This is a genomic window from Lactococcus taiwanensis, assembly GCF_014905395.1.
GTDB classification, from domain to species: Bacteria; Bacillota; Bacilli; order Lactobacillales; family Streptococcaceae; genus Lactococcus; species Lactococcus taiwanensis.
Genome location: NZ_BNDT01000006.1, coordinates 25,891 through 49,256, shown reverse-complemented (window position 1 = coordinate 49,256; position 23,366 = coordinate 25,891). Strand labels below are relative to the sequence as shown.

General features: G+C 36.8%; 22 protein-coding genes and 1 tRNA gene. 16 read left to right on the top strand and 7 right to left on the bottom strand.

The genetic code is table 11. The annotated features are described in order from the left end of the window. Positions 1 to 10 precede the first annotated feature (10 nt). On the bottom strand, positions 11 to 940 hold the full coding sequence (locus tag JKP71_RS07945; RefSeq protein WP_200407622.1) for a glycosyltransferase family 2 protein: 930 nt from the start codon (positions 938 to 940) through the stop codon (positions 11 to 13). 101 nt (positions 941 to 1,041) lie between these two features. On the opposite strand from JKP71_RS07945, the gene dtd reads away from it, so the two are divergent. The 4 genes from dtd (at position 1,042) to JKP71_RS07925 (ending at position 4,505) form a co-directional block, all read left to right on the top strand. After that, entirely contained in the window at positions 1,042 to 1,494 is a 453-nt protein-coding gene (gene dtd, locus JKP71_RS07940; protein WP_075526084.1) for a D-aminoacyl-tRNA deacylase, read from the top strand. Positions 1,495 to 1,535: 41 nt separating this feature from the next. Beyond that, complete coding sequence (locus JKP71_RS07935; RefSeq protein WP_200407621.1) at positions 1,536 to 2,159, top strand: HAD family hydrolase; 624 nt, start codon at positions 1,536 to 1,538, stop codon at positions 2,157 to 2,159. A 134-nt stretch (positions 2,160 to 2,293) separates the two neighbouring features. Continuing rightward, a complete protein-coding gene (gene bcaP, locus JKP71_RS07930; RefSeq protein WP_200407620.1) occupies positions 2,294 to 3,730 on the top strand; it encodes a branched-chain amino acid permease BcaP in 1,437 nt (478 codons plus the stop codon). 133 nt (positions 3,731 to 3,863) lie between these two features. After that, on the top strand, positions 3,864 to 4,505 hold the full coding sequence (locus JKP71_RS07925) for a lysophospholipid acyltransferase family protein (protein ID WP_200407619.1): 642 nt from the start codon (positions 3,864 to 3,866) through the stop codon (positions 4,503 to 4,505). A 13-nt stretch (positions 4,506 to 4,518) separates the two neighbouring features. On the opposite strand, the gene JKP71_RS07920 is transcribed toward JKP71_RS07925, so the two are convergent. Both JKP71_RS07920 and JKP71_RS07915 read right to left on the bottom strand, forming a co-directional pair. Then, the gene (locus JKP71_RS07920; protein ID WP_200407618.1) at positions 4,519 to 5,022 is read right to left on the bottom strand and encodes a MarR family winged helix-turn-helix transcriptional regulator; all 504 of its coding nucleotides are present in this window, start codon (positions 5,020 to 5,022) and stop codon (positions 4,519 to 4,521) included. A gap of 29 nt (positions 5,023 to 5,051) precedes the next feature. Next, positions 5,052 to 5,696 carry an FMN-dependent NADH-azoreductase gene (locus JKP71_RS07915; RefSeq protein WP_200407617.1) on the bottom strand — a complete coding sequence of 215 codons (645 nt, stop codon included), beginning with the start codon at positions 5,694 to 5,696 and terminating at the stop codon, positions 5,052 to 5,054. Positions 5,697 to 5,872: 176 nt separating this feature from the next. Between JKP71_RS07915 and secA the strand changes: the two genes are divergently transcribed. From secA to JKP71_RS07890, 5 genes are all read left to right on the top strand, one after another. Then, the gene (gene secA, locus JKP71_RS07910) at positions 5,873 to 8,470 is read left to right on the top strand and encodes a preprotein translocase subunit SecA (RefSeq protein ID WP_200407616.1); all 2,598 of its coding nucleotides are present in this window, start codon (positions 5,873 to 5,875) and stop codon (positions 8,468 to 8,470) included. A 128-nt stretch (positions 8,471 to 8,598) separates the two neighbouring features. After that, a complete protein-coding gene (locus tag JKP71_RS07905) occupies positions 8,599 to 9,633 on the top strand; it encodes a 3-deoxy-7-phosphoheptulonate synthase (RefSeq protein WP_075526077.1) in 1,035 nt (344 codons plus the stop codon). Positions 9,634 to 9,810: 177 nt separating this feature from the next. After that, the gene (locus tag JKP71_RS07900) at positions 9,811 to 10,077 is read left to right on the top strand and encodes a phosphocarrier protein HPr (RefSeq protein ID WP_011834224.1); all 267 of its coding nucleotides are present in this window, start codon (positions 9,811 to 9,813) and stop codon (positions 10,075 to 10,077) included. A 2-nt stretch (positions 10,078 to 10,079) separates the two neighbouring features. After that, positions 10,080 to 11,807 (top strand): phosphoenolpyruvate--protein phosphotransferase, encoded by a 1,728-nt coding sequence (ptsP, locus tag JKP71_RS07895; protein ID WP_075526076.1) that lies wholly within the window; start codon positions 10,080 to 10,082, stop codon positions 11,805 to 11,807. 130 nt (positions 11,808 to 11,937) lie between these two features. After that, positions 11,938 to 12,246 carry a hypothetical protein gene (locus JKP71_RS07890; protein WP_200407615.1) on the top strand — a complete coding sequence of 103 codons (309 nt, stop codon included), beginning with the start codon at positions 11,938 to 11,940 and terminating at the stop codon, positions 12,244 to 12,246. A 76-nt stretch (positions 12,247 to 12,322) separates the two neighbouring features. Here the strand turns inward: JKP71_RS07890 and JKP71_RS07885 are convergent, their stop codons facing one another. After that, complete coding sequence (locus JKP71_RS07885) at positions 12,323 to 12,622, bottom strand: YbaB/EbfC family nucleoid-associated protein (protein WP_200407614.1); 300 nt, start codon at positions 12,620 to 12,622, stop codon at positions 12,323 to 12,325. A 602-nt stretch (positions 12,623 to 13,224) separates the two neighbouring features. On the opposite strand from JKP71_RS07885, the gene wecB reads away from it, so the two are divergent. From wecB to JKP71_RS07860, 5 genes are all read left to right on the top strand, one after another. After that, the gene (gene wecB / locus JKP71_RS07880) at positions 13,225 to 14,310 is read left to right on the top strand and encodes a non-hydrolyzing UDP-N-acetylglucosamine 2-epimerase (protein WP_200407674.1); all 1,086 of its coding nucleotides are present in this window, start codon (positions 13,225 to 13,227) and stop codon (positions 14,308 to 14,310) included. After that, positions 14,303 to 16,660: a glycosyltransferase family 2 protein gene (locus JKP71_RS07875; protein ID WP_234446121.1), complete on the top strand. Its 2,358-nt coding sequence runs from the start codon at positions 14,303 to 14,305 to the stop codon at positions 16,658 to 16,660. Before wecB ends, JKP71_RS07875 begins: the two co-directional genes overlap by 8 nt. Before the next feature lie 36 nt (positions 16,661 to 16,696). Beyond that, complete coding sequence (locus JKP71_RS07870; RefSeq protein WP_200407613.1) at positions 16,697 to 17,383, top strand: EAL domain-containing protein; 687 nt, start codon at positions 16,697 to 16,699, stop codon at positions 17,381 to 17,383. Positions 17,384 to 17,511: 128 nt separating this feature from the next. Continuing rightward, complete coding sequence (locus tag JKP71_RS07865; protein ID WP_075526072.1) at positions 17,512 to 18,216, top strand: EAL domain-containing protein; 705 nt, start codon at positions 17,512 to 17,514, stop codon at positions 18,214 to 18,216. A 50-nt stretch (positions 18,217 to 18,266) separates the two neighbouring features. Next, on the top strand, positions 18,267 to 19,454 hold the full coding sequence (locus tag JKP71_RS07860) for a GGDEF domain-containing protein (RefSeq protein WP_075526071.1): 1,188 nt from the start codon (positions 18,267 to 18,269) through the stop codon (positions 19,452 to 19,454). Between the two features lie 98 nt (positions 19,455 to 19,552). On the opposite strand, the gene JKP71_RS07855 is transcribed toward JKP71_RS07860, so the two are convergent. Both JKP71_RS07855 and JKP71_RS07850 read right to left on the bottom strand, forming a co-directional pair. Beyond that, positions 19,553 to 19,638 (bottom strand) — tRNA-Leu (locus JKP71_RS07855). An 81-nt stretch (positions 19,639 to 19,719) separates the two neighbouring features. Beyond that, complete coding sequence (locus JKP71_RS07850; protein WP_200407612.1) at positions 19,720 to 20,664, bottom strand: alpha/beta hydrolase; 945 nt, start codon at positions 20,662 to 20,664, stop codon at positions 19,720 to 19,722. Between the two features lie 215 nt (positions 20,665 to 20,879). Here JKP71_RS07850 and JKP71_RS07845 point away from each other — a divergent pair, with 215 nt between their 5' ends. After that, positions 20,880 to 21,200 (top strand): DMT family transporter, encoded by a 321-nt coding sequence (locus tag JKP71_RS07845; protein ID WP_200407611.1) that lies wholly within the window; start codon positions 20,880 to 20,882, stop codon positions 21,198 to 21,200. A gap of 122 nt (positions 21,201 to 21,322) precedes the next feature. Continuing rightward, positions 21,323 to 22,483, top strand: a complete 1,161-nt coding sequence (locus JKP71_RS07840) for an MFS transporter (RefSeq protein WP_075525116.1) — start codon at positions 21,323 to 21,325, stop codon at positions 22,481 to 22,483. A gap of 86 nt (positions 22,484 to 22,569) precedes the next feature. Here JKP71_RS07840 and JKP71_RS07835 read toward each other — a convergent pair whose 3' ends face one another. Further along, complete coding sequence (locus JKP71_RS07835; RefSeq protein WP_075525117.1) at positions 22,570 to 22,914, bottom strand: helix-turn-helix domain-containing protein; 345 nt, start codon at positions 22,912 to 22,914, stop codon at positions 22,570 to 22,572. Positions 22,915 to 23,366 lie beyond the last annotated feature (452 nt).

Genomic DNA, 23,366 nt, shown 5'->3' with positions numbered 1-23,366 from the left:
ATGCTTGACATTAGTCAAGCGTTTTTATATTACTTTCTTTAATGAGATAGTTAGGTCGCCTTTTAGTTTCCAAAAAGATCTTTGCAATATACTTCCCAATAATGCCAAGAGACAGAAGCTGAAGACCGCCTAAAAGCAGGATAAGGACAATTAAAGTAGGAAAGCCTTGAACAGGATCACCAAAAACAAGGGTCTTGAAAACAAAGAAGGCGCCGAGAGCGAGTGAAGTAAGAAAGCTTGCAAAACCGATAAAAGTAGCGATATTAAGGGGCGCCTCGGAAAAACTGACAATTCCATCAATCGAATAGCTAAGCAGTTGACCAAACGTCCAAGAAGTTTTTCCGGCACTACGCTCGTGGTTACTGTATTCTATATAGGTTACTTGATAACCGACCCAAGCAAAAAGACCTTTTGAGAATCGATTATTTTCTTCTAAGCGCAAAACACTATCAACAACAGGGCGTCGCATTAAGCGAAAATCACGTGCTCCTTCTACAATAGGTACTTTGGAAATTTTGTTAATGATTTTATAAAAAAGTCGCGAGAAAAAAGAAATGACTACTGGCTCACCATCACGAGAAATACGTCGTGTTCCAACCACATCAAAGCCATCTTGGAGTGTTTGATACATCTTAGTTAATAACTCTGGTGGATCTTGTAAATCAACATCCATGACTGTAACGAGCGGTTCAGAAGTTGCTTTCAACCCAGCTAACAGGGCGGCCTCTTTCCCAAAATTTCTGGAAAAACTGACATAGTGAATGGTTTCGTTTTCCGCAGAGAGTTTTTTTAAAAGGGAAAGTGTCTGATCACTAGACCCATCGTCGATAAAGTAAAAGTTTTTCTTTAGGTCAAGTTGTACTTTGTTGACTTCTTGAATGAAAAGCTCAATGGTTTCTTGTTCGTTATATACGGGAACAACGATAGCTAGTTCTTCCAAATTTTCTCCTTTTTGCTTTGATGATTTTAAATGACTTATTATGATAGTAACTAAACATGAGGTTGATGTCAAGACTCGTCTGTTTATGCTACAATGGAAACATGAAAATTGTAATTCAACGTGTAAAAAGTGCTTCTGTTAGTATTGATGGTTTGATCAAAGAAAAAATTGATTCAGGTCTGTTACTTTTAGTGGGTGTAGAAGATGCGGACACTGGCTGGGATTTGGAATATGCTGTGCGTAAAATTACTCAGATGCGCATCTTTTCTGATGAACAAGGAAAGATGAATTGTTCAATCCAAGAAATTAAAGGTGAAATTCTATCTATCTCGCAGTTTACCTTGTATGCCTCTACCAAAAAAGGTAATCGCCCCAGCTTTTCAGGTGCAGGTAAACCTGATTTTGCAGAAGCCTTTTATGAAAATTTTAATGAAAAATTGGCAGAAGTGGTTCCTACAAAATCAGGAGTATTTGGTGCAGACATGCAAATTGAGTTAGTAAATGATGGTCCGGTAACCATTATTTTGGATACGAAAGAAGCTCGTAAGCACTGATGGGAACGTCAGTAAAGTAAGACAGCCGATGAAAGGGATAAATGATGACTCAAGCAATTATTTTTGACTTAGGGGGAGTAATACTCGATCTTAATTTCAAGCGCATGGTTGACCAATTTGAAAGATTAGGGGTGCAAAACTTTGCGCAATACTTTACACTGCAAGGTCAAGTTGACTTTTTTGAGCAGCTGGAGTTGGGGCAAATTCGTCCCGAAACGTTTTTTGCTAAATTGCGCTCCGTCACGAATACTTCAATAACTGACGATCAGATCCGTGAGGCTTGGAATCTTATTCTGACAGATTTTGATTTATCTCGCTTAAGTCTACTGACAGAGCTGTCAGTAGACTATCCCCTCTATCTTTTTTCAAATACCAATGCCATCCATGCGGCTTATTTTGAAAAGCGTTGTCTTGAGCAAACCGGTCATCCTTTAAGTTATTATTTTACTAAAATCTATTATTCACATGAGCTGCACTTACGTAAGCCAACTATTGAGAGTTTCAAAAAGGTCTTAGAGCAAGCCCAGTTAGAAGCAGCTGACACCCTCTTTATTGATGATAATGCTGCCAACATTGCAGGTGCGCAGGCTACTGGCTTACGCACTCATCATTTAAGTCCTGTTGAGCAGCTCGTAGACCTCGATTTTGTTCGACTTTTTTACTGATTTTTTTATTAGTAACTTCCTATTTTTTCACATTAATGCCTCATAAAATTCTTTCTTGACAATTGTCTGACAATTCGGTAAAATACAGTTTATTGAAATTATTTGATTAAAATATCAGAAAATGAGGATTTATTATGGGATTTACGAAAAAAGCTGATTTTGAGCTCTATCAAGATGCAGACAAGCATTACAAACAAGTACTCAGTACGCGTGATTTTCTGGCCTTAGGTGTAGGAACAATCATTTCTACTTCTATTTTCACACTACCAGGTCAGGTCGCGGCTCAATTTGCGGGCCCAGGTGTCGTCTTTTCTTACCTGTTAGCTGCTTTGGTGGCGGGTTTTGTCGCTTTGGCATATGCTGAAATGTCCACCGTTATGCCTTTTGCTGGCTCGGCCTATTCCTGGATTTCGGTTTTGTTTGGAGAAGGTTTTGGTTGGATTGCAGGATGGGCTTTATTGGCAGAATATTTCATTGCCGTAGCTTTTGTTGGTTCTGGATTCTCTGCTAATCTGCAGCAACTTTTAGCACCACTTGGTTTTCATCTACCTGCCTTCCTAGCAAGTCCGTTCGGTACCAATGGCGGTGTTGTGGATATTATTTCGCTTATTGTGATTTTGTTGTCCGCTTTGATTGTTTTCCGAGGTGCATCTGATGCTGGGCGTATCAGTCAAATTTTGGTAGTTCTTAAAGTTGCTGCGGTTATTGCTTTTATTATTGTCGGTATTACAGTGATTAAACCTGCTAACTACCATCCTTTCATCCCACCTCACAATCCTAAAACTGGTTTTGGTGGATTCTCTGGGATTTGGTCTGGTGTTTCGATGATTTTCTTAGCCTATATTGGTTTTGACTCTATTGCAGCAAATGCTGCAGAAGCAAAAAATCCGCAAAAAACGATGCCTCGTGGAATCATTGGCTCCCTTTTGATCGCGGTCGCACTTTTTGCAGCTGTAACGCTTGTTCTTGTTGGAATGCATCCTTACTCCACATATGCTGGTAATGCTGCACCGGTTGGCTGGGCATTGCAAGAATCTGGTTATGCGGTACTTTCAGAAGTAGTGACTGCAATTGCTCTTGCTGGGATGTTTATCGCCCTTTTAGGAATGGTTCTAGCGGGGTCACGTTTACTCTACGCATTTGGCCGTGATGGACTTTTACCAAGTGGTCTTGGAAAATTAAACAAGCGACAATTGCCTGCTAATGGAGTGTGGACATTAGCTATTGTTGCTGTAGTGATTGGGGCATTTTTCCCCTTTGCCTTCCTCGCTCAATTGATTTCAGCTGGGACGTTGATTGCCTTCATGTTTGTAACTTTAGGTATTTACGCTCTGCGTCGCCGTCAAGGTAAGGATTTACCAGTCGCTTCTTATAAGATGCCTTTCTATCCTGTGCTTCCTGCCCTTGGTTTCCTTGGCTCCCTCTTTGTTTTCTGGGGCTTAGATTTTGAAGCAAAAGTTTATTCAGGAATATGGTTCCTTCTTGGCCTAGTGATTTATTTTATCTATGGCTACCGTTCTAGCAAGAAAGCCGCAACAAAAAATGAAGAGAGTGTTGCTGAAGTAAAATAAAGTTTCCTAAAGAGGAGAGAGTTTCAATTTTTGGAGCTTTCTTTTTATGTCGCTTCCGATTTCAAACATTGATAAAATCATTAAAATAAGTTAAAATAATGAAGTTATTAGCAATGATCAGGAGTAAAGAAATATGAAAGAATATGAAAAACAACATCGGCTCTTCTATGTGTTCTTACGCAATCTTGTAGCCTTCTTGCTGTTTATCTTTAACGGAAAAAGTAAATATTATCATGTGGATCGTATCCCCAAAGATGAAAACTATATTCTAGTAGCACCTCATCGGATGGCTTGGGAACCGGTTTGGTTCGCTTTTGCTACCCGCCCTAAACAATTTATTTTCATGGCGAAGAAGGAATTGTTTAAAGGATTTGGTGGTTGGTGGATTAAAATGTGTGGGGCCTTCCCAGTTGATCGTGAAAATCCAGGGACTAAGCCTATCAAGCATGCGGTAAAAATGTTAAAAGAATCAGACAAGTCAATGATTATGTTTCCTTCTGGTAGCCGTCATAGTGCAGAAATGAAGGGTGGAGTAGCAGTCATTGCAAAGATGGCTAAAGTTCGTATTGTGCCTGCGGTTTATCAGGGGCCTCTCAGCATGAAAGGTGTTTTTAAACGTCAGCGCGTATCCATTAATTTCGGTGAGCCTATTGATATTTCTGATATTAAAAGAATGAATGATGAAGGAATTGCCGAGGTCAATCGTCGTATGGAAGAAGCCTTTGAAAGATTAGATAAAGAGTTAAATCCTGATTTCCATTATGAAGCAAAATAAAAAAACGGACCTACTAGTTCGTTTTTTTATTTTGCTCAAAAATTTGTGCTTCGACTCTATTGAAGTCTGTTAAGAATTTAAGCATTTGTTCTTTTTCGGGGATTGTGTAAGAGGACAAAAGAATATTGAACTTTTCCTCGATGAGCTTGTGCATCTTGTCATGGGTGAGGGCTACTTTTCGCCCCTTATCAGTCAAGTGAAAATAAATTTTTTTCTTATCCTGTATTCCTTGATGACTTGTTAAAAAATGATATTTCAAGAGATTTTGAACTGCCCGACTCACTCCCCCCCGTGTTACCTCAAGTTGATTGGCTAGTTCAATGCCAGTTTTATCATCTGTTTTCAAGGCAGATAAGATATGAAGAGCGGTAACGGACAGTTTCATTACTTCTTGTGTGAGACCTTCGTCTTGAAGCTGATCTAGTATCCAATCACGTTCTTTTGAGGGTGTCAGCGATGAATGCCGTAGCGCGTGCAACTGTCGTGCAATATTTTGATTGAGGTCGGTACTATTCATTCTTTAATTATACACTATAAAATAACCTTTTAGAAATTTTTTCCCAGAGAGATAGCATCTCTAAAGGCTTTTTCTTTTAGGGAATCGGCGCGTTCCGGATATCGCGCATAGCCTTCAATAAATAGTTGTTGGCGATCTTTATCAGCAATACCTATCATTTTCATAGTTTGGTCGATATAAGCGGCCCCTAAATCTTCAGCCATATGTGCGGGATCTTTTTCATTGTGATAAAAGCCGCCAGCTGATTGAATGTGAAGTGATTTTTTTCCTTTGAGCAGACCAATTGGGCCATTTTCACTATATCGGAAAAGTTTTCGAGGGACAGCGATAACATCAATATATTGCTTTAGTTCAGCGGTAACAAAACCATTGTACATTGGATTGACAAAAACATATTTATCTGCAGATAAAAATTCGTCTAAATAGACCTTATGGCGTGCAAGTAAAGTTTTATCATGGACAGTAAGTGTATCAGGTGCATACTTATTACGTTTCCAAGCTGCAAAAGTTTCATTATCTAGAGCAGGTACTTTTTCAGAAAACAAATCTCGGATAATTACTGTATCAAAAGGATGTTCTTTCTGGTAGCTTAATTTAAATTTCTCTGCAGTGGTCAGCGACCAGCTGAAATCATCGGTATGTGGGTGGGCAAGAATCATTAGTAGAGTAGTCATAGTATTACTTCTTTCTTCGTTTTATTTGTTGACAAGCAACATTATAAATCAAAATATGTTGCTTGTCAACAAATAAGAGGGTCTCTTTCAGAAGAACAGGTTATTCCAATTTGTAAAAATGCTGTAAAAGTGCTAAAATTAAGGATAATATCCACTATTTATCTGAAAGAGAAAATATGCCAAACATTATTAGAAAATTTGTCGAAAATGACAAAAAAGAGCTAAAAAAACTCAATAAAATGGCGCTCAAAGTTGAATCATTCGCTGAAGAAATGGAACATTTGACAGATGAGCAGTTAAAAGCCAAAACTCCAGAATTAAAAGAACGCATTGCCAAAGGAGAAAGTCTTGATGATCTTCTCTATGAAGCATTTGCTGTCTGTCGTGAAGCAGCCCGCCGTGTGCTTGGCTTGTACCCTTTCCATGTTCAAATTATGGGTGGGATTGTCTTACACAATGGTGACGTGCCCGAAATGCGTACTGGTGAAGGTAAAACTTTGACCGCAACAATGCCTGTATACTTAAATGCTTTGACAGGGAACGGGGTTCACGTGGTTACCGTCAATGAATACTTGGCAACTCGTGATATGACGGAAATGGGTGAGCTTTACAGCTGGCTTGGATTGACTGTTGGTTTGAACTTGAATTCAAAATCACCAGAAGAAAAACGTGAAGCCTATAACTGTGACATCACTTATTCAACATCAGCTGAACTTGGCTTTGACTATCTTCGTGATAACATGGTGACACGTGCCGAAGATATGGTTCAAAAGCCACTGAACTATGCTCTTGTCGATGAAGTTGACTCAATCTTGGTAGATGAAGCCAGAACACCTTTGATTATTTCTGGACAAGCTGAAAGTTCATCAGCACTTTACTATCGTGCGGACCAATTCACTAAGACTTTAAAAGGACAAAACTTGAATGTTGCTACTTCTGAATATGAAGAAGGCGACGATTACAAGATTGATTTACAATCAAAAACAATTTCTTTAACTGAAGAAGGAATTGATAAGGCCGAAAAATTCTTCCAAATCGAAAATCTTTATGATATGGAAAATGTCGCCTTAACTCACTTTATAGATAATGCTTTACGTGCCAACTTTATCATGCTTCACGACATCGACTATATGGTTGATGAAAACCAAGAAGTTTTGATTATTGACCAATTTACTGGACGTACGATGCCTGGACGCCGTTATTCTGATGGGCTTCACCAAGCAATTGAAGCGAAAGAAGCTGTGCCAATTCAAGATGAATCAAAAACAATGGCTTCAATTACGATTCAAAACTACTTCCGGATGTATAAAAAATTGTCAGGGATGACCGGTACTGCTAAAACCGAAGAAGAGGAATTCCGTGAGATTTATAACATTCAAATCACGCCAATTCCAACCAACCGCCCTGTTCAACGTTTAGACCATCCAGATTTACTTTACCCAACTTTGGAAGCTAAATTTAAAGCAGTGATTGATGACATTAAACGTCGTCATGCGGAAGGGCAACCAATTTTGATTGGTACTGTTGCTGTCGAAACTTCCGAATTGATTTCTAAGAAATTGGTTGAAGCTAAAATTCCTCATGAAGTTTTGAACGCAAAAAATCACTTCCGTGAAGCACAAATCATCATGAATGCGGGTCAACAAGGGGCAGTAACGATTGCGACCAATATGGCCGGTCGTGGGACTGATATTAAGCTTGGGCCTGGTGTTATTGATCATCCAGATCCCGAGTTTCGTGGACTTGCTGTTATTGGTACTGAGCGTCATGAATCTCGCCGTATTGATAATCAATTACGTGGTCGTTCTGGACGTCAAGGTGACCCGGGGGTTTCACAATTCTACCTTTCTCTTGAAGATGAATTGATGAAGCGTTTCGGTTCGGAACGTGTTTCAGCTTTCCTAGATCGGATGCGTATTTCTGGTGAAGATGCTGTCATCAAATCTGGCTTGATTACTCGTCAGATTGAAAGTTCACAAAAACGTGTCGAAGGAAATAATTACGATTCTCGTAAACAAGTCTTGCAATATGATGATGTCATCCGCGAACAACGTGAGGTGATTTACGCACAACGCCATGCGGTCATCATGGCTAAAGAAGATTTAACACCTGTGCTTATGGGGATGTTCAAGCGAACAATTGATCGTCAAGTAGATGGACATGAACTTGCGGGAAGTCTAAAAGAAGAAGAAAATGTCAAGAACCTCTTACAAACATTGCACAATACAATGTTGCCAGAAGAGGGTATCGAATTGTCTGAACTGACAGGTTTATCAGTACAAGCCATGAAAGATTTGATTTTTGATAAAGTCAAAGCTCGTTATGCTTCACAAATGGAAAAATTATCTGACCCAGAGCGTCAGTTGGAATTCCAACGTGCAGTTATCTTACGAGTTGTTGATAATAACTGGTCAGAACACATTGATGCGCTTGACCAAATGCGTCAATCAGTAGGACTTCGTGGTTATGCCCAAAATAACCCTATTGTTGAATATCAAGAAGAATCATATAAAATGTACAATAATATGATTGGTGCGATTGAATTTGAAGTGACGCGTTTGATGATGAAAGCTCAAATTCAACCACAAACGGCAATCCGTCAGGAAACACCGCGGATGACCACCACCGCTTCACAAGGAAATATTACGAATGTCGGTACTGACGAAGCAGTCAGTGATGAAGTTTCATTTGAAAATGTGGGTCGAAATGAGCTTTGCCCATGCGGATCAGGTAAAAAGTTTAAAAACTGCCATGGTCGTACTCATATTGCCTAACACACCAAAAAAATTTACTGATGACGCTATCAGTAAATTTTTTTACAAATTTCTCTTAAAAAAAGAGATAATTAACAGAAAATTTGATACAATAGATAAAATAAATTTGTGAAACCTGAGGAAATATCATGTCTTTTAAAGAAGTAAGCCCCAAAATAAACATCGATGCAATCAAAATGTTAGGCCACCTCAATAGTGAGCAGCAGGCCAAAAAAATGGAGCGTGATCAAGAGCTGGAGGCCATCATTAAAGGTGAAGATGACCGTTTACTCTTGATTATTGGCCCATGTTCGTCAGATAATGAAGAAGCTGTCTTGGAATATGCTCGCCGTTTAGCGAAACTTCAAGAACAGGTCAAAGATAAAATCTTTATGGTCATGCGTGTCTATACGGCAAAACCTCGGACCAATGGTGACGGCTATAAAGGATTGATTCATGAGCCAGGAGCTGATGGACGTACAGATCTCATCAATGGGATAAAAATGGTTCGTGACCTTCATTATAAAGTGATCACGGAAACGGGGTTGACGACGGCTGATGAAATGCTCTACCCAGAAAATGTGCGGCTAGTTGATGACTTGGTGAGTTACCACGCGGTGGGGGCGCGTTCAGTCGAAGATCAGCAACACCGCTTCGTAGCATCAGGTATTGATGCTCCGGTAGGAATGAAGAATCCGACATCAGGAAATCTCAAAGTCATGTTTAATAGCATTTATGCAGCGCAACAAAAACAAGATTTTATTTTTGCGCGAGCTGAAGTTGAAACATCAGGCAATAGTATGGCACACGCGATTTTACGTGGGGGGCTAGACGAAAATGGTAAGAATCATCCTAATTATTACACAGACAATCTGGTGGAAACAATTGAGTTGTATGAAAAAATGAACTTAAAAAATCCTTTTATTGTGATTGATACCAATCATGATAATTCAGGCAAGAAGTTTATGGAGCAGATCCGGATTGTTCGCCAAACATTGATTAATCGTGAGTGGGATGACAGCATTAAAAAATATGTTCGTGGTTTCATGATTGAGTCTTATCTGGAAGATGGTCGTCAAGATCACCCTGAGGTATTTGGTAAATCGATCACAGATCCTTGTCTGGGCTGGGAGAAAACAGAGCAATTAGTACAAGAAATTTACGCAGCGGAGTCTAAAAAATAAAACGTAATCTAAAAAAATCTGTCAACTCTGCAGATTTTTTGTTTTTTTAGCAAAAAATGCTCGAAAAATTTAAAGCAAATATTGCAAACCCTTTCGTTTTGTGGTACAATTTTTAGAGTGATAAATATCTCGGATATTATCAATAAAAACGAAAATAACTAAGGAGAACCATAAAAAATGGCATCTAAAGAATTCCACATCGTTGCAGAAACTGGTATCCACGCACGTCCAGCTACATTGCTTGTGCAAACAGCTTCAAAATTCACATCAGAAATCACTTTGGAATACAAAGGGAAATCAGTAAACCTTAAATCAATCATGGGTGTTATGTCACTTGGTGTTGGTCAAGGTGCAGACGTTACTATCTCAGCTGAAGGTGCAGACGCTGATGATGCTATCGCAACTATCGCTGAAACTATGACTAAAGAAGGACTCGCTGAATAATCATGACAACTATGCTCAAAGGTATCGCTGCATCTTCAGGTGTAGCAGTAGCTAAGGCATACTTGCTTGTCCAACCAGATTTGTCTTTCGAAACAAAGACAATTACTGATACAGCTAATGAAGAAGCTCGCCTTGATGCAGCACTTGCTACGTCGCAAAGCGAGCTTCAACTCATTAAGGACAAAGCAGTAACAACCCTTGGTGAAGAAGCCGCTTCTGTATTTGATGCACACATGATGGTCCTCGCTGACCCAGATATGACCGCTCAAATTAAAGCAGCAATCAATGATAAAAAAGTTAACGCTGAAGCAGCCCTCAAAGAAGTAACTGATATGTTTATCGGTATCTTTGAAGGCATGACGGACAATGCTTATATGCAAGAACGTGCAGCTGACATTAAAGACGTTACAAAACGTGTTTTAGCTCACCTTCTTGGTGTTAAATTGCCTAGCCCAGCACTCATTGACGAAGAAGTAATTATCGTCGCTGAAGACTTGACTCCATCTGATACTGCTCAATTGGATAAGAAATATGTCAAAGCCTTTGTGACTAACATTGGTGGACGTACTTCTCACTCTGCTATTATGGCGCGTACTCTGGAAATTCCTGCTGTTCTTGGAACAAACAATATTACTGAACTCGCTTCTGAAGGTCAACTTTTGGCTGTTTCAGGATTGACTGGTGAAGTAATTCTTGATCCGACTGAAGAACAACAAAGTGAATTCCATAAAGCTGGCGAAGCTTATGCGGCGCAAAAAGCAGAATGGGCTGCCCTTAAAGATGCTGAAACAGTAACAGCAGATGGTCGTCATTTTGAATTGGCTGCCAACATTGGTACACCTAAAGACGTTGAAGGTGTTAATGATAATGGTGCTGAAGCCGTTGGTCTTTATCGTACAGAATTCTTGTACATGGATGCACAAGATTTCCCTACAGAAGATGACCAATACGAAGCATATAAAGCTGTACTTGAAGGAATGAACGGTAAACCAGTTGTTGTCCGTACAATGGACATCGGTGGTGACAAAACATTGCCTTACTTTGACCTTCCTAAAGAAATGAACCCATTCCTTGGATGGCGTGCACTTCGTATCAGCCTTTCAACAGCTGGTGACGGAATGTTCCGTACACAATTGCGTGCACTCTTGCGTGCTTCTGTACACGGTAAACTTCGTATCATGTTCCCAATGGTTGCGCTCTTAACAGAATTCCGTGCAGCGAAGAAAATCTACGAAGAAGAAAAAGCAAAATTGATTGCTGAAGGTGTTCCAGTTGCAGATGGTATCGAAGTAGGTATCATGATTGAAATTCCAGCAGCAGCAATGCTTGCAGACCAATTTGCTAAGGAAGTTGATTTCTTCTCAATTGGTACAAACGACCTCATCCAATATACAATGGCTGCAGACCGTATGAATGAACAAGTTTCTTACCTTTACCAACCTTACAATCCATCAATCCTTCGTTTGATTAACAATGTAATCAAAGCAGCTCACGCTGAAGGTAAATGGGCTGGTATGTGTGGTGAAATGGCCGGCGACCAAACTGCTGTACCATTGCTTATGGGTATGGGGCTTGACGAATTCTCTATGTCAGCAACATCAGTACTCCAAACTCGTTCACTTATGAAACGTTTGGATTCTAAGAAAATGGAAGAATTGGCTAACAAAGCCCTTAGCGAATGTGCAACAATGGAAGAAGTTGTGACTCTCGTTGAAGAATACACTAAATAATTCTTTATCTAAAAAGTAAAAATCCTGTCAGTTACTGACAGGATTTTTTTAGCTTCGATAAAAAACTACTTATCCCTATGGATAAGTTTGACATAAAGTTGTATAATCAATGTGAAAAGAAGGACGAGCAATGAAAAAATTAAACTTTTTTGACTATTGGACCATCGGTGAATTACTTTATAGCTTAGTTCTGATCCTTATTTTACCACGTCAAATCCAAATTAACTTTTGGCTTATTTTAACGAGTCAAGAGCCGTCTGGTTCGTCCTTTAATATTTTTTCCCTTCCTGTCATTATGGCCTTACCCAATTTGCTTCAGAGAATTTTGGAAAATAAGTGGATTTATTTTGAAAATCTGCGCAAGTTGTTTCTGCTGGCTAATCTTATTTTACTTTGTCTGACGAGCTTTTGGCTCTTTAGCCTCCCTTTCATCCAATAATTTTTTACTGACAGGCTGGTCAGTAGAAATTTAGATAAAAAATTACTGACTAATCTGTCAGTAATTTTTATTTTATTTAAAATGGCAAACCTTTGCTGAATTTACCCATTTTTTGTTCTGTGATTTTTTCGATTTGAGCAAGTGCATCATTAACCGCATCAGCCACCAAATCTTGAAGTGTATCAGGGTCTTCAGGGTCGATGATATCAGATTTGATCGTTAAAGAGGTGAGTTTACGTTCCCCTGTAAATTCAGCAGTCACCAAATCCTGAGCTGATTTTCCCACAAATGTAGTGTTTGCAATTTCTTCTTGTGAAGCTTGCATTTGTTTCTGAAGTTTTTGGGCTTGTTTCATCATTGATTGCATATTCATCATGATTGATTGGTCTCCTTTATTCCTCAACGAGGGTAAAATAAATTTCAAATAGTTTTACCACTTAGTGATTTAAAGAGGTAATACGAAAGTTTTACGCTTTCAATTATAACATTTTCAGCCTTTTTTTTGTAGTGCCATGGCGGTATGCTCAAAGTCATTGTATATCCGAAAAATTAGAGTTTTTCGGATACTTATAGTTAAAAAGCTCTTTTTACTTAAAAACTGAGCTTATTTTTATTAATAAATTCTCTTTTATCAATAAAAATAGAAACGTAACGCATGCTCTTGAATTATTCTATATATTCTTGTAGAATATTAAATACATAGATGAAACAAATCAAACAATTTTTACAAAAATATAGCTGTGTATTATAAGAAAAACTCTAATTTTTCTGAGTTGATGTAGCAAGGATTAGAGAAATTATTTGCTCTTTTAGAATTTTTAAAATAAGAAAAAAGTATTTATTTTTTAATTTATTTTAAAAATATTTGTATTTTTATAATGTCGTTTGAGGAAGAAGTATTAAGTCTAGAGTTATTGGAGCCATGGGACTTGAAAGAAACACTTTTGATGTCGTAAGTAGGAGTGAAAAAGGAATATGATGAAAAAATTAATGTTTATTTTCGGAACGAGACCAGAGTTTATAAAGTTATTTCCTTTAATAAAGGAAGCGGAAAAAAGAGGAAATAAAGTGGTTGTCGTTAATACAGGGCAACATCGAGAAATGCTTAGTACGCTACTCACTCACTTTAAAGTTGAAACAGACTATGACTTAAAGATAATGCGTCAATCTTCAAATTTATCAGACATAGTGGCAGGTACGATTAGTGGTTTAGATCCTATTGTCAAAACAGAAAAACCTGATCTCATCCTTGTTCACGGTGATACAGCAGCTACTTTGGCTGGGGGTCTTGTCGCATACTTCAATCAAGTGCAATTGGCGCATGTCGAAGCGGGCCTACGAACTTATAATAAATATTCACCTTTCCCTGAAGAATTGAATCGTCAAATGGTAGGCGTTCTTGCCGATTTACATTTCGCACCTACGGCGGTTACCAAGCAAAACCTGTTAAAAGAAGGAAAAGATGAAGAAAATATCTTCGTTGTAGGAAACAGTGCAATTGACATGTTTCAGTACACGCTTCAAGATAATTATCAGCATGAAGCTTTGAGTTGGCAAGCTGATAAAGCAATGATTTTGATTACAGCACATCGACGTGAAAACTTAGAAGATTTAGAGCAAATTTTTGCTGCAATTGGAGAGATTGCTGATGAATTCAAGGAAACCCATAAAATAGTTTACCCCATTCATTTAAATCCTCTCATACGTGAAAAGGCTAAAAAATTGCTTTCTTATACCAACATTAAAATTATAGACCCTCTAGATACAGTTGATTTTCACAATGTGATGAGACACGCTCAACTCATCTTGACAGACTCTGGCGGTATCCAAGAGGAGGCCGCTCATTTAGGCATTCCCGTACTTGTATTGCGTGATACAACTGAACGTCCAGAAGGAGTCACAGCTGGTACGTTGCGTTTGGTAGGGACTTCTAAAGCAAATATCGTCAAAGAAACCCGACGACTTTTGACCGATAAAGAAGCCTATGAAGAAATGGCCAATAAAGAAAATCCTTATGGAGATGGGACGACTGCAATTAAGATTATGGATATCATAAATGGATAATTTGAAAATAAAATCGAGTTCACTCATTTTTGTTGTTTTACTGTTTGCTTTGAATGTGCAGGGCTTAGTAAGAATGACACAAGTAGGATGGAGAGAAAACCTCGCTGCTCTGTTATTATTGACGCTACCTTTACTCATTATTTTTTATATTAATCTTACACGAGTTAACAAAAATTCAACGTTTTTAACGCTGTTTCTCTATTTTCTCCTGAATGGAGTTTTACTTGAAGAGCTGGTTCAGCTGGGTAATACCTTAACTTCAATGACTGAAATAGGGCTGTTCGCCAATTCTGGCTTTTTAGTCCTAAGTTTTGTTACGGGGATAGTTTTAACTTTTCTCTTATCACTTCGGCTTAATTTTCTCTCGCTTTTTATCAAATTTCTCTCCTTTGCTTCCCTCACAATCTTTTTAATTCTTTTAGTGAGTGGATTATGGCGAGATGTCCATCCAGTTTTATTTGATACTCAAGCTAATTCAGTCCTGAGTCTTTTTAACTCATTATCTCTCCTAGCTTGTGTCAGTTTTTTCAACTTGAAACCTGTAGGTGAAATCAAGAGGATTAAAGTGGTTTTGGGGAGCATTGCTACTTTTTATCTGGCCTATTTTGGAGGGATACACTTTTTTGCAAAAACAGGACTTGCCATTTTTAATGAATCTACGATGATTATTTTTGCTCTGAGTATGCAACTCATTCTCACTTTAGTTGCTCTAGCGATTGTGGTAAACCAGCTTGGTAAGAAATTCTCACACACAAGCTACACCATTACGTTGGCTATGGCGCCCTTGAGTATCGCGGTGTTTTATTTCTACTTTTTAAGTTCATTTACCAGCCCTAAAGAAGTTCAGGAAATACAATTCTTGCTCCAGTTCATCCTTATTACAGTCCTTTTTATGCGGACTATCTATATTGGATTATCAAATTATCTACCCTCTTATCGCAAAATTTTTTTATACATCATCTCAAGTTTCCCGATTTATTTCATCGTAAAGTTTCAGTTTTTTGAGATAAAATTTTTGAGTAATTTAGGTCAGGAGTTGATTAATAAATTCACTCTAGTCGCTATTTTCTTTTCTATATTAACCTTTGTCTACTACACTTTAGAAACGTTATTGCTCTGGTATGCCTACGGAACTAAAAGTTATACCAGTGATTTGGAAGACGTAGAAATTGAGACGGAACATCATATAGTAGTACTCATTCCGTGTATGAACGAAGAACTTGTAATTAAAGATACTGTTCAGAGCTTATTAAATACTGGTTATAAGAATTTAGAGATTTATGTTATTGATGATGCCAGTGAAGACAATACGGTCGCTGAACTTGAAAAATTTCAAACTGATCCTCGCTTCCAACTTTTGAGAAGGGTAAAACCAGAAGCTCAAAAAGGGAAGGGTGAGGCTTTAAATTGGGCTTATCAAAAAGTTACAGATAAATATTTAAAAAATAGAGGAATTTTTGAAAATACCCTTATTACTATCATTGATGCAGATTCAAGTGTCCAGCCAGACTATTTTGAAAAAGTCAATCGCGTCTTCAACTCTGATTTTGAGCTTACAGGTTTACAATCTAAAGTTCAAATTATCAATAAAGATGATAATACTGCACAAGACTTGGAATTTGAAGAAATCATTAATGCGACACAATCCCTTAGGACGAAGACGAACACAGTTGCTTTTGGGGGAAATGGTCAATTTTGTAAACTGAGTACCCTTTATTCACTTCATGAACTTCCATGGACAGATTCTCTCGTAGAGGACTTTGATTTGTCTTTACGTATTTTCCTATCGGAGATTTATAATGTACGAAACGTACAGTACGATGACATTATGATTACTCAAACAGGAATTTACGGTGATCATCAAGCACTAGTAAAACAACGAGTACGTTGGGCTCAAGGAAATATTCAAACCTTTAAATATTTATATAGAATTATAAAATCTGATAATTTACTGCTCAAACAGAAACTTGAACTCAGCTTTACTCTATTAAAACCTTGGCTGATGTCCATTGAATACCTGGTGGTTGTCTACACTATTATTGTAATGGCTGGTACGATTATAATTAGTGGGTTTACTGCTTCTATACAAATTTTTATCTTCATGTTTTTACTAATGGTACTTTACATTTTTGTAATTAACTTAGTTTGGGCAACGCTCTATAATCGTAATCAAAAGAGAAACAGTGAGGCGGCATTTACAGGAAAAAAAGTCATCAAAGATACCTATTATCTGACAAAATTTCTTATATTATTAACACAGATTTATCCCCAAGCCACCATACGTTATTTTACGGCTCAAAACGGTTGGGATAAAACCAAAAGACAAGCCAGTATCAAAGATAATGAATAAAAAATAACGATAATTGCTGAGATAGAGGAGGTTGAAGTGTTCGGTAAAACAAAGAAAAACGATAATTACTTATATTTCTTTAATAAAATCTATGACCGATCAGGAAGTGTCTTTGGATTTGAAAGTTTACTGCGTATCAAAGATACGTCCGGCGAATGGGTTTTGCCACAAGACTTTGATAAGATTTCCTTGGAGATAATTAAAGAAACAGTGATAAAGTCTAAAGAAAACCTTCATCAAGGAAATTTTAAGTTTATCTTAAAGCTTACTAGTAAGCAACTATTAAGTTATCGCTTGCGTAAAATTATTAAAGAGGTGAGCGCACAAATAGCACCAATGGTTTTAGTTATTGAACTATCGCATAATGAAATTCGAAAAAAACCTAAAAAAGTGAGAGCTATAAAGCGGCGAATTTTGAGATACAAAAAACAAGACGTTTATTTTTCTATTAACAATATAGGCTCAGAATTTAGTCATGCAAAAAATATCCATAAACTATTGCCTTACATCGATTTTATAAAATTAGATATGAAATACTTTAATAAAGAGCAAAGCTGGTTGGACTTGACTTTAAAATTTTGGGGCAAACTAACTAAGAAATATCAAATTGAATTGATTGTTTCAGAGGTAGAAACCAAAGCTGATGCGGAACTTGTAGACCTTTTAGGTATAAATCTGAGGCAAGGTTTTCTGTATGGTAAGCCACAAATGCAAATTAAATAATTATTAATTAAAGATAAACAGAAGTGCTAGATTAGAGTGTGTGAACTTTAATAATTTTAAGCAAAATAAAAATATGTCGGAGACATAAAAGGAAGTTTGCTTTTTAGATAGAGTAAAGAGGTGATGAGATGAAAAGCGGAACTCCTTTTCCAATCAAAGATTTAATTTTCTTCAAGCAAGGCATTTATAATTTACATGAAAGTGAAACGCATGAGTATGAACTCCTGTTAAGATGTGAAGCAGAAGGACTTTGTGCTTTTCCGAGTCAACTGTTTTATAAGATTATGACAGATGAAAGGATTCATAAACTCTATATAGATCATATTGAAGAATTACTGAATGACTATTTTGAGCAAGATCAGAATATCTATTGTCTTAATTTGGATTATCAGGAATTATTTTATGAGGAAACACTTGTATTTTTGAAAAAATTTAAATACAAAGATCGCTTAAAAATAGAATTTACCGAGCGGATTCCAGTAAGGCGTAATAACGCATATGAGGAATTAGTGCCTGTAAACATCATAAAAGCAGTTAAACAGATGGGATATAGCATTGCTTTGGATGATTTTTTGTCTGGTGTAAATACTTTTGAAACTCTGTACGCTTTAGATGAATTGATATCTCGTGTAAAAATTTCTTGGGTAGGGTTTAAACGCATTCTCCCTAGTAAAGAAGCTCATAAGTTGCTCTTTTCACTGGCTCATATCATTAGTGAACTGGGGAAAGAAGTGGTAATAGAAGGTGTGGAAGAACAAGGGCTTCTCGATAGCTTTCCAAAGGAATGGAAGCAACAATCTTACTATTATGAGCTTCCTCGAAAAATAAAATAATGTGCTGTAAATTAAGAAAAGAATGGTAGCGGGAGCTATAGGAGGTAGTGATGATAGATTTTACTAATATACTAGGCAAGGAATTTATGGTAAAGCTATTTGTGATACCGACTGTGTTAGGTTTCCTCTTTGTGTTTCGACATATTATCAACCATTATTTGAAGCATACAAATAAGTATCTCGTCTTTTGCTTGTATTCTTTAAACTTTTTTGTATGGATGGCAATTTTAAGGATTCTGTTTAATCGAATCGATCCCAATGCTGTGCAAGGGTATTTAATCAGTGATATCTCGCTAATGCTCGTCACGATTGTAGTGAACTATTTCCTTTATTCTCTCTATGATTATGCTGAATATACAGTAATCCCTACACTCGTTGTATTTTTGGGTCTTTATCTATTTACTTATGAATTTGATTGGTTAAAAGTTCTTGCGGTTATCGCAGGTCTTGTACTGTTCTGGTTCACGATTATGAAAGTTTTTAGACACCGAGAATACATCAATAAATATAGTTTAATATTTTATCCAATTATAGGTTTTGCTGTAAATATTTCAGTATTTTTACTCTACAGTACCATCGCAACTTGGCATGATAGTTACTTTTTAGAAGTGTATATAAAAACTTCTCTTCCTATTTATTTTTTCCAGATTTATATAAAAATAGTTTTCCTTTTATTTTTAGCAAAAATAGTTTTTTCTGCAATTAATATTATCATCAAAGAGTATAATTTGATGAAAAAAAATATATATATTGATGACTTAACACAAGTTTATAATAGGCGTAAGTTTGAGGAAGTTCTCAAGGACTTACTCATTAGTAAAAATATCACGATGTTCTCTGTTGTATTGTTTGATGTGGACGCCTTTAAACATATCAATGATACATATGGACATGGTTCTGGAGACTATGTTCTGAAGCGGTTATGTGAACTCGTTAAGGAAACTTTAAAAGAGGAACAGAGTAACGGTCAGTTGTTTAGATATGGTGGTGATGAGTTCTTTCTTATATTTAGAAATGTTACGGGGATGAATGCGAAATTCGTGATGGAAAAAGTACTGAGAAAAATATCTGGAGAACTTTTCGAATATCGTGGTCACTGTTTCAAAATTACTATTTCAGCGGGTATCTCAGAAATAACAGAATTTATGGATCGAAACGAAGTGATTCATCAGGTTGATGAATCACTCTACGTGGCAAAACATAAAGGAAAAAACCAAGTTTACTACAAAGAGGACTAAAAAAGTTCTAAAAAGAAACACTTAGTACAGTTTGTACTAAGTGTATTTTATTTAATAAAAAAACTCCTAAATAGGTAGGAGTTTTCTTGTAATTATGATGCGGTGGGAGGGACTTGAACCCTCACGACCTAAAGCGGTCACAGGATCCTTAATCCTGCGCGTCTGCCAATTCCGCCACCACCGCAAAACAGTACCTTAATATAATACCATTTAGAGGTGGAGTTGTCAAGAATAAACCCAATAATCCATCGGTTTAGGTGTTGTGTTATTTACTGATAGGATTGTAAGTTGACATAAACTGGGCAATAGTTTTGCGATAGAGCTTAGGATCAGTTTCGAAAGATCTCGCATGTGTCGCTCCTTTGACAATTAACAGTTTTTTAGGTGTACCTGATTTGACAGCTTGATAATTCTCATAAACCATTTTTGTGGGAACATATGTATCTTTATCACCATGGATAAGAAGAATGGGGCGCGTGTTCTTCGACAAAGCTTTAGTGGCGTTTGCTTCATTGAAAAACCAGCCTTGACGAATCTTGCTTTCGAGAGAGACGCTATAGACCAAAGGAAATGCAGGTAGATTATAACTAGATTTTGCTTGATAAACAATCTCATCCCAAGCATTCGTATAGCCACAATCTTCAATGATGTTTTTGACAGAACTTGGAAGTGCTTTTTCACTGGAAGCCATCATGACTGTTGCCGCACCCATAGATAGCCCATATAAGGTCAAGTCGCTTTGGGGGTTCTTTTGAGTAAGATAATTCGCCCAGGCAATAACATCAGTTTTATCATGATATCCAAAGGTAATGAATTTACCCTCAGAGTCACCTGCACCACGATTATCAGGCATTAAGACATTATATCCTAACTCATGGAAAAGCTCGCCGTACTGACGCATTGCAGATTTATTCTGACGGAAACCGTGGACTACTATGACAGTCTTGTCAGTACGAACGGTGGCTGGAACATACCATGCTTTTAATTCTAAGTGATCACTCGTTATTGTTTCAGTAGATTTGGGAAGTTTGTCAAACTTTTTGATAAGGGAGTAGTTTGGACTACTAGATTTTACTTGGCTTACCGGTGTATCATTACGGACACAAGCTACTTTATAAAAATAAAGGGTTACCCCAAAGTCTATTATTAATAGCAGTGCAAAGAGGCCTATTACCCAACGCCAAAGTCGCTTTTTTTTCAAATTTTTCATGAGCTATATTATACACGAAATGTGATAAAAATACTATTTAAGAGAGATGAGACATTAACGAGCCTAAAAGCCTATATTTTTTAGTTGAAATATGTTAGAATAATGGAAATGAATAAATGCTCCACCGGGAGTCAAACGCTAAGCGGTTTTTACATTTCAGTAGGTCTTTGAAGAAATGTGGGAAGTCGTTTTTTTATTTGAAAAAGGAGTAGACAATGACGTGGTTTTATCTTATATTAGCAGGATTGTTTGAAGTGGCTTGGGCAACTACGATGAAAATGAGCCAAGGATTTTCTAACTTTAAGTTTTCATTGTTGACAGTAGTGGGAATGATTGCTAGTTTTACTTTTTTAGCATTTGCTCTAAAAAAAATGCCCTTAGGTATTGCCTATCCTATTTGGACAGGGGTGGGTGCCGTAGGCTCCATTATTATAGGTATTATCTTATTTAAAGATAAGGTTCCGACTATGACCTGGTTATTTATAGGATTGCTAATTATTGGAATTATTGGCATAAAAGTAACAAGCGGTCACTAAGTCTTCTTGAAACAATAATGTATTCTATCCATTAGATTCATGTTATAATGGATGAATTGGTAAAAAATAAGATAAAGTAGCAATAGTTCGTTCTATTTGCTATTTTTAATGAGGAGGAAAAAATGAAGAACAAAAAAAGAATGATGAATTTGGCTATTTCAAATTTATTTCTTGTTTTTTTGGGAGCAGGTTTAGTTATACCAGTGTTGCCAACATTGAAAGAACAAATGCATTTCTCAGGGACAACGATGGGAATGATGATTTCGATTTTTGCGATTGCGCAATTGGTTGCTTCACCTATTGCAGGAGCTTTATCAGATAAAATCGGTCGGAAAAAACTCATTGCATTAGGTATGATTGTTTTTTCTTTTTCAGAATTATTATTTGGTTTAGCTCAGGTAAAAACAGGATTCTATATTTCGCGCGCTCTTGGAGGAGTTGCAGCGGCTATGATTATGCCATCGGTGACAGCCTATGTGGCTGACCTAACGACTATTGCAGAACGTCCTAAGGCAATGGGATTGGTATCAGCTGCAATTAGCGGTGGTTTTATTATCGGACCGGGGATTGGCGGATTTCTAGCAGCCCTAGGAATTCGTGTACCTTTTTTTGCGGCAGCACTCTTAGCTTTTATAGGTTTCGTTTTGACTCTTACTGTTTTAAAAGAACCTGAAAAATCAATGCAGAGTGAACATACGGCTGAAAAAGTATCCTTTATGTCAATCCTTAAGAATCCAATGTTTGGGTCTTTATTTGTGATCATCTTGATTTCTTCTTTTGGTTTACAAGCCTTTGAATCAATATATAGTATTATGGCCACAATCAATTTTGATTTTTCAATGGGAGAGATAGCTCTTGTTATTAGTGTGAGTGGTGTTTTAGCACTCTTCTTTCAAGTTTTTTTATTCGATCCAATCGTCAATAAAATAGGAGAATTAGGGTTAATTCAACTTACGTTTTTTGCTAGTGCCGTCTTTATCGGCGTTATAGCGTTCACAAAAAGTAATTTGCTAGTGGCGATTTCTACGTTTGTAGTATTTCTAGCTTTTGATTTGTTTAGGCCTGCTGTCACTACTTATCTTTCTAAAAATGCAGGAGAAAGACAGGGGGCTATTAATGGACTTAATTCTGCATTTACAAGTTTTGGTAATATACTAGGTCCCTTGGCAGCCGGATACCTTTTTGACATTAATCATCTCTTCCCATACTACGTTTCGGCAATCATTTTATTAGGAACAGGCTTTTTATCATTGTTCATGAATAAAAGAAATTTTAGTAAATGAGACTAATCCAACAAAAAATACCTTGAAATTTCAAGGTATTTTTTAATGCTAATATGATAGAAAATTATTAATTTTTTTATGATTAATCAAGACACTTTATGAGTAGTATTGTTAGAATAATCCAATTGTGACCTTATCCAATCTTGACAAAGGACAATGAGCTCTTTTTTTTGCTTAAAATCAAGAGTATTGAAGATAGATTCAATAGATTTTGAGCGGCTTGTAGTATCTTGCCCAATAAGATATTCAGGTTCTACTTCAAAATAGCTTGCAAGCTCTAAAAGCCTTACTGCTGAAGGTTCACGACCAGTTTTGTAATTGTGTAATGCATTTCGTGGATAGCCAAGTTCTCTTTCAATTTGATTCATGGATTTGTGTGATGAATTCATGAGTTCTAAGAGACGTTCATAAAATAAATTTTCTTTGCTCATAGTTATATCCTTTCTGCTAGAGTTTGTTTTGATTTACATTGAGATATGAATGCTTTGACTAAATATACCTTGTATTCAAAAAGATAGATTTAAGCATCGGAAAAACAATGTGACGTCTATTAGTATATACTTTCTGTCTGTATTTGTGGCATCTATTATGGCACCCTTTTAGTACAAATTACGATTTTTATAAAAATATTCTATAGGATAACAGGTCGGAAATGCAATTTGAAAAAAACCTCTTTTTGTATTAATGATGTCCTAATTTAGAGAGTGTTATTCTTATGAAACATTTGCTATTTTTATCTTTTTGTTTAATACATCACAAGACATCGCTTCTAAATTAACAGATAAATTAGATGCCGTGTAAGATAATGGACTTTTAAGAAATGCTTATGTAATTTTATGGTTTTAGCGACACGTGTATTTTATTTAAGCTTGGTGTAAAATAA